This window comes from Nocardia ninae NBRC 108245, assembly GCF_007990755.1.
Classification (GTDB): Bacteria; Actinomycetota; Actinomycetes; order Mycobacteriales; family Mycobacteriaceae; genus Nocardia; species Nocardia ninae.
Window position 1 is genome coordinate 70,389 of record NZ_BJXA01000026.1, and the last position, 16,332, is coordinate 86,720.

General features: G+C 67.7%; 14 protein-coding genes. All 14 read right to left on the reverse strand.

Features of this window, described 5'->3' with window-relative positions; all coding sequences use genetic code 11:
- Positions 1-34: 34 nt before the first annotated feature.
- The gene (alc, locus tag NN4_RS20395) at positions 35-1,054 is read right to left on the reverse strand and encodes an allantoicase (RefSeq protein WP_147133632.1); all 1,020 of its coding nucleotides are present in this window, start codon (positions 1,052-1,054) and stop codon (positions 35-37) included.
- Positions 1,047-2,372: an allantoinase AllB gene (gene allB, locus NN4_RS20400; RefSeq protein WP_186818525.1), complete on the reverse strand. Its 1,326-nt coding sequence runs from the start codon at positions 2,370-2,372 to the stop codon at positions 1,047-1,049. The genes alc and allB overlap by 8 nt, the downstream gene beginning before the upstream one ends.
- Positions 2,365-3,546: a glycerate kinase gene (locus NN4_RS20405; protein ID WP_147133638.1), complete on the reverse strand. Its 1,182-nt coding sequence runs from the start codon at positions 3,544-3,546 to the stop codon at positions 2,365-2,367. Before NN4_RS20405 ends, allB begins: the two co-directional genes overlap by 8 nt.
- Positions 3,543-5,348: a glyoxylate carboligase gene (gcl, locus tag NN4_RS20410; protein ID WP_147133641.1), complete on the reverse strand. Its 1,806-nt coding sequence runs from the start codon at positions 5,346-5,348 to the stop codon at positions 3,543-3,545. Before gcl ends, NN4_RS20405 begins: the two co-directional genes overlap by 4 nt.
- Before the next feature lie 145 nt (positions 5,349-5,493).
- Positions 5,494-6,369: an NAD(P)-dependent oxidoreductase gene (locus tag NN4_RS20415; protein WP_147133645.1), complete on the reverse strand. Its 876-nt coding sequence runs from the start codon at positions 6,367-6,369 to the stop codon at positions 5,494-5,496.
- Between the two features lie 73 nt (positions 6,370-6,442).
- Positions 6,443-7,246: a hydroxypyruvate isomerase family protein gene (locus NN4_RS20420; protein WP_147133648.1), complete on the reverse strand. Its 804-nt coding sequence runs from the start codon at positions 7,244-7,246 to the stop codon at positions 6,443-6,445.
- Positions 7,243-7,623: an allophanate hydrolase-related protein gene (locus NN4_RS20425; RefSeq protein WP_107656072.1), complete on the reverse strand. Its 381-nt coding sequence runs from the start codon at positions 7,621-7,623 to the stop codon at positions 7,243-7,245. Before NN4_RS20425 ends, NN4_RS20420 begins: the two co-directional genes overlap by 4 nt.
- A 129-nt stretch (positions 7,624-7,752) precedes the next feature.
- Complete coding sequence (locus NN4_RS20430; RefSeq protein WP_147133651.1) at positions 7,753-8,820, reverse strand: XdhC family protein; 1,068 nt, start codon at positions 8,818-8,820, stop codon at positions 7,753-7,755.
- A 13-nt stretch (positions 8,821-8,833) separates the two neighbouring features.
- The gene (locus tag NN4_RS20435) at positions 8,834-10,276 is read right to left on the reverse strand and encodes an NCS2 family permease (RefSeq protein ID WP_135236762.1); all 1,443 of its coding nucleotides are present in this window, start codon (positions 10,274-10,276) and stop codon (positions 8,834-8,836) included.
- Between the two features lie 156 nt (positions 10,277-10,432).
- The gene (locus NN4_RS20440; RefSeq protein ID WP_186818527.1) at positions 10,433-12,766 is read right to left on the reverse strand and encodes a molybdopterin cofactor-binding domain-containing protein; all 2,334 of its coding nucleotides are present in this window, start codon (positions 12,764-12,766) and stop codon (positions 10,433-10,435) included.
- Positions 12,763-14,112: an 8-oxoguanine deaminase gene (locus NN4_RS20445; RefSeq protein ID WP_147133654.1), complete on the reverse strand. Its 1,350-nt coding sequence runs from the start codon at positions 14,110-14,112 to the stop codon at positions 12,763-12,765. The genes NN4_RS20440 and NN4_RS20445 overlap by 4 nt, the downstream gene beginning before the upstream one ends.
- Positions 14,109-14,582, reverse strand: coding sequence for a (2Fe-2S)-binding protein (locus NN4_RS20450; protein WP_135236760.1), 474 nt, complete (start codon positions 14,580-14,582; stop codon positions 14,109-14,111). Before NN4_RS20450 ends, NN4_RS20445 begins: the two co-directional genes overlap by 4 nt.
- Positions 14,582-15,451 (reverse strand): FAD binding domain-containing protein, encoded by an 870-nt coding sequence (locus tag NN4_RS20455; protein ID WP_147133657.1) that lies wholly within the window; start codon positions 15,449-15,451, stop codon positions 14,582-14,584. Before NN4_RS20455 ends, NN4_RS20450 begins: the two co-directional genes overlap by 1 nt.
- Before the next feature lie 2 nt (positions 15,452-15,453).
- A complete protein-coding gene (gene pucL, locus NN4_RS20460; protein WP_107656066.1) occupies positions 15,454-16,329 on the reverse strand; it encodes a factor-independent urate hydroxylase in 876 nt (291 codons plus the stop codon).
- Positions 16,330-16,332 lie beyond the last annotated feature (3 nt).

Below are 16,332 nucleotides of genomic sequence, written 5' to 3' on the forward strand. Positions count from 1 at the left end.
GTCGGGCAGTGCCGTTCCGCGCAGATCCAGCGAACTACTGAAGCCAGCGCGCGTTCAACGCCCGCTCGGCCGCCGCAGTAAGCGAGCCGAGGACCCGAAGCCGAGCAATGCCACCGTCCGGGTAGATGTCCACGCGGACATGCGTAGCCGGACGATCACTGGCCGCAAGCCGGAACCGGTGGGGCGTGTCGGGTTGCAGTGTTGTCCTCGGCAGCAACTCGAACCACGCGGGGTCATCGGTGGACGGCAGGGGCTCGGGGCCTTGGTGGTCGATACCCAGGACGCGGGTTTCGCCGGGTGCGTTGAACAGCAGGTTGGTGGTGTCGAGTTCGATCAGCGCCGGCACGCCCTGGGCCGCGAGTTCGATGACCGCCCAGTCGTTTCCGTTGTCGCGGCGGCGGGCGGTTTCCCAGCCCTCGGCCTGGTTGCGGGCCAGGCCGGGCGAGAGCATGTTGTCGGGGGCGGAGTAGAACATGTTGGAGCAGGCCACGGTTCGGGCGCCGTTTTCGAGGGCGGCGAGGTCGACGGTGAGACCGGTGAGCAGGGTCGGATCCGGGACCACCTCGCCGTGCACGCGCAGCCGCGCGACGCCGCCGTCCGGGTAGATGTTCAGGCGGACGTGGGTGAAGATGCGGTCGTCGGCAACGGGGAGTTCGTGTTTCGCGTCACCGCCCAGTGCGCTGCGTGGCACGATCTCCACCCACTCGGCCGAATCCAGTTGGGACGGTGACGGATAGCCGGGAGCTCGGCAGGCCTCGACAGAGGTGAACGGCGGATAGTTGCCCTTGAACCAGGCGGTGTCGACGACAACGCCACGGATCACACCGGGCATCCCGAGCCGGATGATGGCCCAGTCATGGCCTGGGCCGCGATGCCGGCGAGTCTCCCAGCCGTCGTACTCCTGACCTTTCGGCCCGAAGGTGTGCTCGGCGAAGCGCGGTTCCCAAGGGTTGATCAGGTTTTCCCGCTCCTCGAACGACTCGTCGCTCGCGGCGACCACCCCGGCGCGGTGCGTGCGCAGCGCCAGGTCGGGCAGGTTGGTGAAGTCAGACATGGTTCCCTATCCGGTTGTGGTGCAAGGAGATCAGGTTGCCCGCGGGCGGGTGGCCGTTGCCGACGACGCGTCCGCGCAGCCAGGTGGCGTGCACGAGCCCGCGCAGTTCCCGGCCGCCGTAGGGCGTGATCGGATTCTTGTGCGCCAGCGCGCCCGGATCGACGGTGATCGGCGCCCACGGGTCGAACGCGACCAGGTCGGCGTCGCACCCGATCGCGATCCGCCCCTTGTGCGGCAACCCGGCCAGTTCGGCGGGTGCGGCGGCCATCCAGCGGACCACATCGGTCAGCCGGAAGCCGCGCTCGGCGGCGGCGGTCCACACGGCGGGCAACCCGATCTGCAACGACGAGATGCCGCCCCAGGCCGTCGCGAAGTCACCCTCCTTCAGCTCGGGCGTGCACGGTGAATGGTCGGAGACCACACAGGACAGCACCCCGTCGGCCAAGCCCTGCCACAGCGCGTCCTGGTTGCCCGCGTCACGAATCGGCGGGCAGCACTTGAACGCGGTGGACGACGCCTCGGCCGCCGACAGCGTCAGATAGTGCGGGCAGGTCTCCGCGGTGATCCGCACCCCACGCGCCTGCGCCGCAGCCAGCGGTTCGAGACAGGCCGCCGCCGAGACGTGCAAGATGTGCGCGCGCACGCCGGTCGCTTCGGCCAGCGCGATAACCTCTTGCACCGCAGCCTTTTCCGCCGCCCCCGGCCGCGAATCCAGGAACGCGCGATACGACCCGTCGATCGGATCGTGCAGCCGCACCGGATCTTCGGCGTGCACGACGAGCAGCCCGTCGAACGCCGCGAGCTCCCGCATCACCTGCTCGACTTCGCCGAGCCCCAGCGGCGGAAACTCGTCCACTCCCGACGGCGACAGGAAGCATTTGAAACCGACCACGCCCGCCTCGTGCAGCGGCCGCAGTGATGTCAGGTTCCCCGGGATAGCACCGCCCCAGAAGGCGACGTCCACATGACACTGCCCCGCCGCAACAGACCGCTTGGTCTCCAAATGCGGCACGGTAACCGTCGGCGGCAGCGAGTTCAACGGCATGTCGACGATCGTGGTCACCCCGCCCGCCGCGGCAGCCTTGGTAGCCGTGGCGAAGCCCTCCCACTCGGTCCGCCCCGGCTCGTTGACGTGCACGTGCGAGTCCACCAGCCCCGGCAGTACAACGAGATCCGCGAGGTCGGTGGTCGCCGCCGCGGGCAGCACCGCCTCGTAGTCCGCCAGCGCCACGATCTTGCCGTCCCGCACGGCAATCGCGGCCGCGCGGATCCCCTCCGGCAGCGCGACCCGCCGGGATCGGATGACCAGATCATGCATGGGCACTCGCTCCCAGCCAGGCTCCGGCGATCTCACCGGCCAGCCGTTCCAACAGTGGTCCCGCGTTCGCCATGCAGACCTCCGGGTCGGGTTCCAGGTCGGTCAGCGCGTACGCCTGCTCGATGTGGGCGCGGCGCAGCTGCTCGCCGGTGAGCGAGCGCTGGCCGGCCACCGCGACGACCGGCACGGTGGCGCCTGCCGCGGCTCGCGCGACCCCGACCGGCGCTTTGCCGTGCAGGGTCTGCGGATCGAGCGAGCCCTCACCGGTGATCACCAGCCGGGCCCCCTCGATCTGCTCGGTGAACGACATCAGCTCCAGGATGAGCTCGATGCCCGGCCGCACCGTCGCGCCGAGGAAGGCGAGCGCGGCGTAACCCACCCCGCCCGCGGCACCGGCGCCCGGCCGATCCGCGACGTCGGCGCCGAGATCGCGTTCGACGATCGAGGCCAAACGTGCCAGGCCCCACTCCAATTCGTCGATATCGCTGCTCCGCGCACCCTTCTGCGGGCCGTAGATGTGCGCGGCACCGCGCGGTCCGAGCAGCGGATTGTCCACATCGGACGCGACGATCACCGGCACCTGCAACATCTCGCTGGCATCGATGCGCGCCAATCTGCTCAGCGCCGCGCCGCCCGGCGGCAGCTCGCGACCGTGGTCGTCGAGGAAGCGCACGCCGAGGGCCGACATCATGCCCACTCCCCCGTCGGTGCACGCGCTGCCGCCCAGACCGAGCACGACCTGGCGCGCGCCGCGGGTGGCGGCCGCGCGGATCAGCTCGCCGGTGCCGTAACTCGTTGCCGTCATGGCGGTTTGGAAGGTCGGCCGAATAGGCAGCCGACGCAGGCCGGACGCTTCCGCCAGCTCGATCACGGCCGCCTCGCCCCTCATCGCGAACGAAGCAGCCACCGGCAATCCCAGCGGTCCGGCGACGCTCGTCTGAAAGCGGACGAAGCCCGACTCCACGACGGCGTCGACCGTACCGTCGCCCCCGTCTGCCACCGGCATGCTGACGACGGGGAGGTCCGGGCGTACCCGGCGGAGTCCGGTGACGATGTGCGCGGCGACCTGAGGCGCGGTCAGCGACCCCTTGAACTTGTCGGGGGCGACGACGCAATGGCCATCGCGCCACCCGCCGCGCACATCTTTCGAGCGGGGCGCGTCCGGCCCGCTCACCTGCCGCCTCCGACCGGTTCCGGCTCCGGTTCGATGGCGACGGTGGCAGTGGGCGCGTCCGCGGCGGACTGCGCCAGTTCCTCGAATTCGACGATGTTGTCGATCTCCAAGCCCATCGACACGTTGGTGACGCGTTCGAGGATGCATTCGACGACCACCGGAACCCGGTGTTCGACGATCATCTTCTTGGCGTCTTCCAGTGCCTGGCCGATCCGGTCCGGTTCGAAGACCCGAATGGCCTTGCAGCCCAGCCCTTCCGCGACCTTGACGTGATCGACGCCGTAGCCGCCGACCTCGGGGCTGTTGATGTTGTCGAAGTCGAGCTGAACGTAGTAGTCCATGGAGAAGTTGCGCTGCGCCTGGCGGATCAATCCCAGGTACGAGTTGTTCACCAGCACATGGATATACGGGATGTTGAACTGCGCGCCGACAGCCAATTCCTCGATGAGGAACTGGAAGTCGTAGTCACCCGACAGCGCCACCACCGTCGAATCCGGATCGGCAGTCGCGACACCGAGGGCGGCGGGCAGCGTCCAACCCAGTGGTCCGGCCTGTCCCGCGTTGATCCAGTGCCGCGGCTTGTAGACGTGCAGCAGCTGCGACGCCTGGATCTGTGAGAGGCCGATGGTGCTGACGTAGCGCACCTCCGGCCCGAATGCCCGGTTCATCTCCTCGTAGACCCGCTGCGGCTTGATCGGCACATTGTCGAAGTGGGTCTTGCGCTGGCCGAGCTGCTTTCGCGCCCGGACCTGCCCCGCCCAGTCGCTGCGATCGGGCAGTTCGCCGGCCGCCGCGAGCTCGCGGGCGACCTCGATGAACACCTGCAGCGCCGCACCCGCGTCGGAGGTGATACCGAAGTCGGGGGCGAAGACCCGCCCGATCTGGGTCGGCTCGATGTCGACGTGCACGAACGTGCGGTCCTTGGTGTAGGTCTCGACGCCGCCGGTGTGCCGGTTGGCCCACCGGTTGCCGATACCCAGCACGAAATCCGCTTCGAGCATGGTGGCATTGCCGTACCGGTGCGAGGTCTGCAAGCCGACCATGCCCGCGTGCAACGCGTGGTCGTCGGGGATCGTGCCCCAGCCCATCAGGGTCGGCACCACGGGAACACCGGTCAGCTCGGCGAATTCGACGAGCAGTTCGGCGGCGTCGGCGTTCACGATGCCGCCACCGGCCACCAGCAGCGGCCGCTGGGCCGCGTTCAGCATGGCGATGGCCTTCTCGGCCTGCGCCCGGGTCGCCGCGGGCCGATGCACCACGAGTGGCTCGTAGGTGTCGATGTCGAACTCGATCTCGGCGAGCTGCACATCGATCGGCAGGTCGATCAGCACCGGGCCCGGCCGGCCCTCACGCATCAGCCGAAAGGCCTTCTGGAAGCTACCGGGAACCTGCGCGGGCTCCAATACCGTGACGGCCCACTTGGCGACCGGCGCGGCGATCGAGGCGATGTCGACGGCCTGGAAGTCCTCCTTGTGCAGTTTCGCGACCGGCGCCTGACCGGTGATGCACAGGATCGGGATGGAATCGGCGCTGGCCGAGTACAACCCGGTGATCATGTCGGTGCCCGCGGGCCCCGAGGTGCCGATGCAGACGCCGATGTTGCCCGCCGTGGCGCGGGTATAGCCCTCGGCCATGTGCGAGGCCGCTTCGACGTGCCGCGCGAGCACGTGCTTGATGCCGCCGTGCGTGCGCATCGCGCTGTAGAAGGGATTGATCGCCGCGCCGGGCAGCCCGAACGCCTGTGTCGCGCCTTCTTTTTCGAGAATCAGGACCGCGGCGTCGACGGTACGCATCCGTGCCATGGTCAACGCTCCTTGTTCTGGCTTGTGTTGCGTGTTTGCATCGCGTGCGGCTTCGCACGGTCGGCAGGTTTCTCGCTGTGCACCCAGCCGTCGGGCAGCCGGATGCCGCACTCTTCGTGCCGCGCGATCGACGGCGCGGGCATTCTCATGCCTCGCCTCGACCCGACAGCGCCTCGGCGACCAGCAGCAGGCCGGAGTGGTCCAGCGAGCCGTAGCCCATGGCGCGGCCCGCCGCGATCAGCTGCGCGGTGAGCGCGCCCATCGGGATCGACACCTCGGCCTCGCGGGCGGCCTGCAGGATGATGCCCATGTCCTTGTGGTGCAGGTCGATCCGGAAGCCGGGCACGAAGTTGCGGGCCAGCATGGTTTCGCGCTTGAGCTCGAGAATCTTGCTGCCCGCCAGACCGCCGGCCAGCACGTCGAGCCCCTTGGCCGCGTCGGCTCCCAGGTTCTCCATCAGCAGGATCGCCTCGGCGACCAGGGCGTACGTGCCGCCGACGACGAGCTGGTTGGCCGCCTTCACGCATTGCCCCGCACCGCTGCCGCCGACCAGCGCGAAGGTCTTACCGACCGCCTCGAAAATCGGGGTGGCAGCCGCGAAGTCGGCCTCGGAGCCGCCGACCATGATCGACAGTGCCGCGTTGATCGCCCCGTTCTCCCCGCCGCTGACCGGTGCGTCCAGCACCCGCAGACCGTTCTTCTTGCCCTGCTCGGCCGTCCATTTGGCGGTCTTCGGGGTGATGGTGGAGAAGTCGATATAGAGCGAGCCTGGGACGGAGTGCTCGACGATCTCGGGGAAGACCTGCTCGATATGCTCGTCCTGCGGCAGCATCGTGATGATGATGTTCTTGTCGCGGACGGCCTCGGCGACGCTGGCCGCGGCGGAACCGCCCGCTTCCTTGAGCTTTTCGAGGCCCTTGGGGCCGATGTCGTAGCCGGTTACGTCGTGCCCGGCCTTGACGAGGTGGCCCGCCATCGGGCTACCCATGATCCCCAAGCCGATAAAACCGATACTGCTCATGCCTGCGCCTCGCTTCGCTCGGCTCCGGCATTCCCAAGGGGCGCTGTGTCGATGATTCGTTCGCTGCGCTCACTCATGCCTGCATCCACTTCCAATCAAGCTCGGGGTCTTTGTATTCGAGGCCGATCCAGCCGTCATAACCTGCGGCGGCCAGGGTTTGGAACAGCGTGCCGAAGTCGAGTTCACCGGTCCCCGGGCGGCCGCGACCCGGGTCGTCGGCGATCTGCACGTGGCCGATGTGCTGCGCGTAGGTCTTGATCACCTGGATCAGGTTTTCGTCCATGCGAGCCAGGTGGTACAGATCGCACAGGAAGCGCACGTTCGGCTCGCCGGTCTGCTCGATCACGCGCACGGCATGCTCGGCGCTGACGATCGGATAGTGCGGCGACTCATGCGCATTCAGCGCCTCGACCAGTACGGCGGCACCGATCCGAGCGGCAGCGCGCGCGGCCAGCCGCAAGTTCTCCAGGGCGAGTTCGTCCTGCTTCGCTGGGTCCTCGCCCGCGATGCGGTTGCCGTAGAGGGCATTCAACGCCCGGCAGCCGGTGCGCTCGGCGATCCCGACGGCTACCTCGATATTGTCACGGAACCGGTTGATCTCACCGGGGACGGAGACAAGACCACGACCCACCGGAATAAGGTCGATGAAATTCAACCCGACCAACTGCACACCGGCGTCCTCGATCGCGCGCACGAACGCGTCGATCTCTTTGTCCCCCGGCGTGGGATCTTCTCCGAAGGGCCACCAGAATTCGACCGCGTCGAAACCGGCCGCCTTGGCTGCGGCCGGACGCTCCAGCAGCGGTAGCTCGGTGAAAAGAATAGAGCAATTGACGTCGAATCTCGGGAGACCGGACTCCCCTGCGTAATGCTTCATTCAGCTCCTTCTCGATATTTCTTCCAGCTGCCGATGCGGGTGATGTCGATCAGCTCCGGGTACGACGTCGGCGGCCTGCGCAACACCATCGACAGCACCGACCTGCCGTCGTCCAGTTCGATCGCACCGAGCTCCAGCTCCGGCGGTTCCGCAGGTAGCAGGCTTTCGCGCAGGACGTCGAGCGGCACGTCGAACAGCTCGCCGGTGATCGAGTAGCCGCCGTCCGGCGACGGGTCGAGGCCGGGAAAACGGTCGCCGACCGAGAAGAATCGGTAGCGTGGCGCGGTTTTCGCCTCACCGGCGAACGGCGCGCCGTTCAACAGGTGGTTGAGCGGCCCTCCGCGCATGGCGGAACCGTTCAGGAAAATCAACGGCATTATCGGGTCCTTTTGTATCGAATTTCATCAAGTATGCGTGGATTACGCACTGTTCGGATAGATGAGATCAACCCAAAGCTGATCGAGCATTCCGAAGTCGATTTCGTATGATGCTCCAGCCGAATACCTTCACCGGGTCGGCACGAGGTCCCGATGGATGGCTCCGTCGGTGGTATTGAGTGGCCGAGCCGAGCCGCCGCGCCGGACCGCCACGATCTCCGCGGCGATGGCGACAGCGGTCTCCTCGGCCGTGCGCCCGCCCAGGTCGAGCCCGATCGGCGAATGCAGCACCGCCAGTTCGGCTTCCGAGAGTCCGGCGGCACGCAGACTGGCCATCCGCTCCTCATGGGTGCGCCTCGAACCCATCGCACCGACGTAGGCCACTGGCAGCCGTAATGCCTTCTCCAGCAACGGGATGTCGAACTTCGCATCATGCGTCAGCACACACAGCACGGTTCGTGAGTCGACCGCGGTGCGCGCGAGGTACCGGTCGGGCCACTCCACGACGACCTCATGGGCGTCCGGGAATCGAGCCTGCGTGGCGAACACGGGGCGGGCATCACACACGGTGACGTGGTAGCCGAGAAACCGGCCCATTCGCGTCACCGCTGCCGCGAAATCTATTGCGCCGAAGACGATCATGCGCGGTGGCGGTACATACGATTCCACGAAGACCGTCAATTCCCGTTCGCCGCAACCGATGACGCGCACGCCAGTAGCTCCGATGTCGAGCGTTGCCCGCGCTTCGGCCACCACCACCGGATCGAACTTCGCCCCGATCGTCCACCACGGCCCCAAAGCCATTGCCGCCCCGGTGTTCAGGTCGCGGACCAGCGCCACCGGCTCGGCGGACCGCAGCAACGCCTCGATCGTGTCATGCTCGGCGGGTGTGACGGTCTGCACGAAAACCTCGATCTTGCCCCCGCAGGTCAGTCCGACGGCGAACGCGTCGTCGTCGCTGTACCCGAAGGTTTCCCGCACCGGCTGCCCGGTGCGCAGTGCCTCGCGGCAGAGCTCGTACACCGCGCCTTCGACGCAGCCACCGGAAATGCTGCCGATGACAACACCTTCGGCGTCCACCGCCAGGGCGGCGCCCGGCGGCCGCGGCGCGCTGCCGCTGACGCCGATCACGGTGGCGACGGCGTAGGTCTTACCCGCCGTATGCCAGGGCAGGAGCTCTGCCGCGAGGTCACGCATTGTTTCCGCCGTCCTATCCGCCGAGCATCAGTTCGATGGCCGCGATGCCGAAGTACCCGGCGAAGACCACCGCGACCACCCAGATCAGCCAGTGGATCTCGCTGAACTTGCCGCGCGCCGCCTTGATCACCACGTAGGCGATGACGCCCGCGCCGACACCATTGGTGATCGAGTAGGTGAACGGCATCAGCACGATGGTCAGGAAGGCCGGAACGGCGACTTCCAGGTCGGCCCAGTCGATCTTGCGAGCCTGGGTCATCATCAGCGCACCGACCAGCACCAGCGCCGGCGCGGCGGCCTGGATCGGCACCACGGCCGCGAGCGGGGTGAACAGCACTGCGAGACAGAACAATCCACCGGTCATCACACTGGCCAGCCCGGTACGTGCGCCCTCACCGACACCCGTGGCGGACTCGACGTACACGGTGTTACCCGCGCCGCCGCTCACGCCCCCGATGACCTGCCCGATACCGTCGACGGTCAGCACCTTGCCGAGGCCAGGCATGGTGCCGCGCTCGTCGAGCAGACCCGCCTCGTCACAGACTCCGAACACGGTGCCCATGGCGTCGAAGAACCCGGTGAGCACCAGCGTGAACAGCACAACGCCGGCGACCAACCCACCCGCCCTGGCGAATCCGCCGAGCAGATCGATATCGAGCACCAACCCGAAGTCCGGCGCGGCGAAGAAGCCCTTCGGCGTCTCCGGCACCACCGGACCCCACGTCTTCGGATCAACCTTCGCCAGCGAGTTGACCACGATGGCGAGCACCGTGGCGACGGCGATGCTGATCAGGATGGCACCGGGCACCTTGCGGATGAACAGTGCCAGCATGAGCAGCAATCCAACGGCGAAAATCACTACCGGCCACCCGGAAAGGTGCCCGCCGGCGCCGAGCGTGACCGGCGGCCCGGTCTGCGCACCGTGGCCGACCACGCCCGCCGAGACCAGGCCGATCATCGCGATGAACATGCCGATGCCGACGCCGATCGCGTTCTTCAGCGAGAGCGGAATGGCATTGATGATCATCGTGCGCAGGCCGGTCGCGGCCAGGATCACGATGACCACGCCCATCAGCACCACCAGGCCCATGGTCTGCGGCCACGTCATGTGCGGGGCCGCTTGGAAGGCGACCACCGGGACGACGCCGAGGCCGGCTGCCAGGGCGAGTGGTACGTTGCCGACGAGGCCCATCAGAATGGTGCTGAGCCCGGCCGAAAACGCGGTAGCAGTGGTGAGTTGAGCGATACTCAGCGTGTTGCCGTCGATATCCTTGACCCCGCCGATGATCAGCGGGACGAGCAGGATGACGTAGGCCATCGCCACGAAAGTGGTGATGCCGCCGCGGATTTCGCGGGAGACGGTGGTCTTGCGTTCGCTCAGCCGAAAGAATCGGTCGAGCGGGGATCTTCCGGTGACCGGCTCCGGGACGGAGGAGTGGGTCTGGACTTGGGTCATTGGCGTGCCCTCCTCGGGGCATAGCCGACCTACGAACCGGCCGTCATGGCCGGATCGCGTGGTTCGGTTCTGCTGTTGTGGGGTCTGTGTTGCGTTGTCACGCAGGCGATGTCGCGATAGACACGATGCCCGCGTGACGGACACAACCCCTGTTGATCAACTGCTCCGGATGATGTCTTCCGGACGCACCGGCACTCGGTTGATGTGCACGGTTCCTCCCGCGGAACGGCATGCGTCCCGAATGGCCGCGACGACCGCGGGAGTCGAGGAGAGCGTGGGTGGCTCTCCGGCGCCGCGCAGCCCGTATGGGGCGTGCGGGTCGGCGTTTTCGAGAATCTCCAGCCGCTGTGGCGGCATATCGAGAATCGTGGGGATCAGGTAGTCGGTGAAGGACGGGTTGAGCACCTTTCCGTCGCGGACCTGAATTTCCTCCATGACCGCGAGGCCGAGGCCCTGGGCGGAGCCGCCGTGGATCTGGCCCTCCAGCGACAAGCGGTTCATGATCTTGCCGACATCTTGGACGGCGTCCAGCGCAACGACTTTGACCAGACCCAGTTCGGTGTCGACATCCACCACGGCCCGGTGCACGCACAGGGCGAGCTGGGTATGGCTGTCGCCCTGGCCCGTCACGGGATCCATGCCGGTGGTCGGCTTGTGATGGAACTCCCTTGTCTCCTCGATGATTTCGTCACCGAGCAGATCCACGAGCGCGGCATACACCTCGCCGGTGTGCGAGACCACCTTGCCGCCGACCAGCCGAAGTCCGCGGGCCGCGCCGAAACGTCCTTGGGCCAAGGCGAGTACGCGCATCCGCACCGCCTCGCACGCGGCCTTCACCGCACCGCCGGTCATATACGTCTGCCGGGAGGCCGACGAGGACCCCGAGCTGCCGACCTGGTTGTCGGCCGGATGGATGGTGACCTTCTCGACACCGAGTTCGGTGCGCGCGATCTGCGCTTCGACGGTGACCAGCCCCTGGCCGACCTCGGCCGCGGCGGTGTGTACCAGCGCGACCGGTTCGCCGCCGATGACTTCGAGCCGGACTCGCGCCGTGGAGTAGTCGTCGAAACCCTCGGAGAAGCAGATGTTCTTGATGCCGACGCCGTAGCCGACGCCGCGCACGACGCCCTCGCCATGGGTGGTCTGCGAGGCGCCACCGGGCAGGTTCCGGATGTCGGCGACATCCAGCGGCGCGGGCAGCGGCATATCGCGCGCCTGCCCGAGCATCTCGGCCATCGGCATCGGCGCGTGCACCACTTGCCCGGTCGCGATCTTGGAGCCCTGGCTCACAGCGTTGATCTGCCGCACGTGCACCGGGTCCAGCCCGACCGCCTCGGCGATCTTGTCCATCATCGACTCGTGCGCGAAACACGCCTGCACCGCACCGAATCCGCGCATCGCGCCGCACGGTGGGTTGTTCGTGTAGACGCCGTACGCATCGATCTCGAGGTTCGGGATCTCGTAGGGCCCCACCGCGAGCGAGGCCGCGTTGCCGGTGACGTTGAGCGTGGCAGAGGTGTAAGCCCCGCCGTCCAGCACGATCCGGACCTTGGCGAACACGATCTTCCCGGCCCGGGTGACGCCGTACTCGTAGCGCATCTGCGCCGGGTGCCGGTGCACGTGCCCGAAGAAGGACTCCTCGCGGTTGTACATCATCTTGACCGGCTTGCCGGTGTAGAGCGCCAGCATGCCCGCGTGGATCTGCATGGACAGGTCCTCGCGGCCGCCGAACGCGCCGCCGACGCCGGCCAGCGTCATCCGCATCTTGTCCTCGGGCAGGTCCAGACAGGGGCCGATCTGCGTGAGGTCCCAGTGCATCCACTGCGTGGCGACGTAGAAGTCGAGCCCGCCGTCCTCGGCGGGCACCACCAGTCCGGACTCCGGACCGAGGAACGCCTGGTCCTGGATGCCGACCTCGTAGTCCTCGGCGATCACCACCTCGGCCAGCGCCCGGCCGACCTCCATGTCGCCGACGCGCACCGGCTGGTACCGGGTGATGCCGCCACGCTCCTGCACCTTGTGCCGCTCCGGGTCGGCGACCACGGCGAGCGGATCGGTGATCGGCTCCAGCACCTCCCACTCGATCACGATGGCTTCCATTGCGCGCCGGGCGATCTCGGGATGATCGGCGGCAACCAGCGCGATCGGCTCACCGTGGTGGCGGACCTCGTCGATGGCGAGCACCGGCTGGTCCCAAGTGTGGTCGAGCCCGTACATCTTGCGGCCGGGTACGTCCTCGTGCGTCAGCACCGCATGCACGCCGGGCAGTTTCAGCGCGGGGCCGATATCGAGGCGCAGGATGCGGGCGCGCGGATGCGGGCTGCGCAGGGTCGCGCCCCACAGCATGCCGTCGATCCACAGATCCGAGGAGTAGGCGAACTCGCCCTTCACCTTCAGGGTGCCGTCGGGCCGCAGCGGGCTCTCGCCGACGCCACCCTTGCCGGGTGCGGCGACCTCACCGGGGAAACGGGTGGTTCGAACCGAGGTCATCGAGATTCCTCCTGTAGCAGGCGATTCCGCGCGGCCGCGCCGGCCCGGCCGACCGCGTCGTGCGAGACGGTGCGCAGCTCGTCGTTCTCCACGACGGTGCGACCACCGACCAGCAGCCGGGCCAGCGGCGGCGTCGGCCCGAAGACCAACGTGCACACCGGATCCTGGAGCGCGGCACGGAAACCGTCGACCCGCCACATGGCGATGTCGGCGAGCTTGCCCGGTTCCAGGCTGCCGATCTCCAACTGGCGGCCCAGGTTCCGGGCGCCGCCCAGGGTGCCGACCTCCAGGGCCTGGCGCGCGGTCAACGCGGTCGGGCCGTGCACCGCACGCTGGAACAGCATGGTCTGGCGCAGTTCACCGGCCAGCGAGGTCAATTCGCTGGAGGCCGCGCCGTCCACCCCGAGGCCGACCGGGGCACCCGCCGCCAGCAGGTCGGTGATCCGGGCGATGCCCGCGCCGAGCCGGGCGTTGGAGCTCGGGCAATGCGCCATGCCCGTGCCGGTCTCGGCGAAGCGGCGAATGTCGGCGTCGTGCAGGTGCACGGCATGCGCGAACCAGACGTCGTCGCCGAGCCAGCCGAGCTTCTCCATGTATTCGACCGGCGTGCAACCCATCTGCTCGCGGCAGTGCTCTTCCTCGTCGAGCGTCTCGGCGAGATGGGTGTGCAGGCGGACACCTTTGCTGCGCGCCAGCGACGCGGCGTCGGTCATCAGCCCCTCGCTCACCGAGAACGGCGAGCACGGCGCCACCGCGACGCGCAGCATCGAGTCGAACGACGGATCATGGTATTTATCAATGATTTCCGCGGTGTTCAGCAGGATCGTGTCGCGATCCTCGACGACCTCGTCCGGCGGCAGCCCGCCGTCGGACTGCCCGCGGTCCATCGAGCCGCGGCACGGGTGGAACCGGATGCCGAGCTCGCGCGCGGCCCGTACCTCGGCGTCGAACAGATCACCGCGCCCCTGCGGGAACACGTAGTGGTGATCGCTGCTGGTGGTGCAGCCGGTCAGCGCCATCCAGCCCAAACCGGCCGAGGCCGCGCCGTAGACGACGTCGGCGTCCATCCGCGCCCAGGTCCGGTACAGGCCGGTCAGCCACTCGAACAAGGTCGAGTCCTGGAACATGCCCTGGGTCGCCCACTGGTACAGATGGTGGTGGGTGTTGACCAGACCGGGGGTGACCAGACAGCCCGTGCCGTCGATGCGTTGCGCGTCCGGCACGATGGGCGCCGGTCCCGCGCCGAGTGATTCGATCCTGCCGTCGGCGATCACCAGGTAACCGGCGGGGATCTCCGGCCCGACGACCGGTGCGATGTACGCGTTTTCGATAACCGTCTTGCTCATTGCGCCGCCGCCTTTCGCTGTGCCGCGAGCCGCACGGCATCCAGGATTTTCTCGTATCCGGTGCAGCGGCAGAGGTTTCCGGCCAGTGCCTCGCGGATCTCCGCATCGGAAGGATCGGCATTGTGCTCGATGAGGTCGTGCGCCTGCACGATGAGACCCGGTGTGCAGAAACCGCATTGGACCGCCCCCGCCTCGACGAACGCCTGCTGCATCGGGTCGAGCTGCGCGCCCTTGGTCAGGCCCTCCACCGTCCGCACCGAACAGCCCTCGGCCTGACCGGCCGCCACCAGGCAGGAACACACCGGTGTACCGTTCAAATAGACCGTGCAGGAACCACATTCGCCCTGCTCGCAGGCGTTCTTGGAGCCGGGAAGGCCCATCCGCTCGCGCAGCATGTAGAGCAGGCTCTCGCCCTCCCACACGTCGTCGACGGTCTCCGTGGCGCCGTTCACGTCGAAGGTCACGCGCATCAGGCTGCCTTCCTTTCTGTCAGGTAGTCGGTCCATGCCCAGCCCAGCGTGCGGCGGGCCAGCACCGACAGGGCGTGCTTGCGGTAGTCCGCCGTGCCGCGGACGTCGTCGATCGGTGCCGCCGCGGCCGACACGAGCGCGCCGAACTCACGCAGCACACTGTCGGAGAGCGGGGCCGGATCGTGCCAAGGCAGCTGCGCGGCAAGGAATTCTTCAGCCGGCTTCGCGCGCAACGGCGTCGGTCCGGCCGAGCCGATGCCGGTCCGCGCGGTGCCGGTAGCCGGGTACAGCGCGACGGCGAACGAGCACACGGCGATCACCATGGCATTGCGCGTGCCGACCTTCGAAAAGTACTGCGGCCCTTCGGCGGGCGGCAGCCAGACCGCGCGGATCAGCTCGTCGGGTTCGAGGGCGTTCTTCTTCACCCAGACGTAGAAGTCGTCGATCGGGATCATCCGGGTGCCGCGGGTGGCCGACTCGACCTCGATCACCGCGTCGCCCGCGAGCAGCGCCGGATGGGTGTCCCCGGCCGGTGACGCGGCGCCGAGATTGCCGCCGACGGTGCCGCGGTTGCGGATCTGCGGCGAGCCGACGGTGCGCGAGGCCTGGGCCAGGCCCGGCAACTGATTGCCGAGCCGGTTGATGATCCGGACGTACGGCACACCCGCGCCGATGCGCAGCTTGCCGTCGATCTCGCTGTACTCGAACAACTCTCGGCACGGATTGAGGTCGAGCAGGGCACTCGGGCGGCCCTTGTCGAAGTTGAGCTCGACCATCATGTCGGTGCCGCCCTGGATGGGGGTGGCGTCCGGGCGGTTCGACTTGATGTCGAGGGCGTCCGCCCAGCTGGTGGGTCGCAAGAAGTCCATCGTCACTCCCACGCCGGTCCGGCGGCGGGCGCGTCCTCGCGCAACACGGTGCCTTCGATCAGGCCGTAGGGGCGGTCGGCCGCGTAGAACACCTCGTTGTCGTTGGTCAGCCCGAAGGCGGACAGGTCGACGACGAAGTGGTGCTTGTTGGGCAGCGACAGCCGGACCTCACCGATCTCCGCGCAGGCAGCGAGTACCCGCTCCCCCATCGCATACAGGGTCTGTTGCAGTGAGTAGCTGTAGGTTTCGGCGAACGCCTCCAGCATGGCGCGCCTGGCCTCGCGGTAGGTCTTGTCCCAGTCGCTGGGTTCGCCGATGTAGCGCCACTCCGCGTTGACCTCGGTGGCGAGGACGCGGTCGTAGGCCTCTTGCAGCGTGGTGTACTTGTCCTTCAGGTACCCGTGGAACTCCGAACCGGTCGAGTTGAGCACCACCAGGCCCTGCAAACCCGCGACGACCCAGGACTTTTCGCCGTCGTAGTGCACCCGCGCGGTCCGCACCTCCTGGCCCGAGCGAACGAACGAGTGCTGCTCGTTGCTCGCACCGAGCACGATGCGCTCCCACGCGTACTCCTCGACGCTGACCCGTGCATGGTGAATGGTCGGCTGCGAATCGACGAAATGCCGGGCCAGCAGCTCACCGAACGCCTCCGGCGAGGAGATGCCGTGCTCCTTGGCGAAGGCGAAGACGGTGTTCTTCTGCGTGTCCGTCGGCAGCACCGCGCTGTTGTCGCCGGTGAGGTGCACCTCGTCCATGTCGCCGGACAGTGCGACGCCAACATTGAGATCCCGGATCTCGTGCACGCCACCGTTTTTCGTCACGCCGACGACATGGGTCTCCGCTTTGCCATATCGGTTCGGACCGAGCTTGATCGACATTGT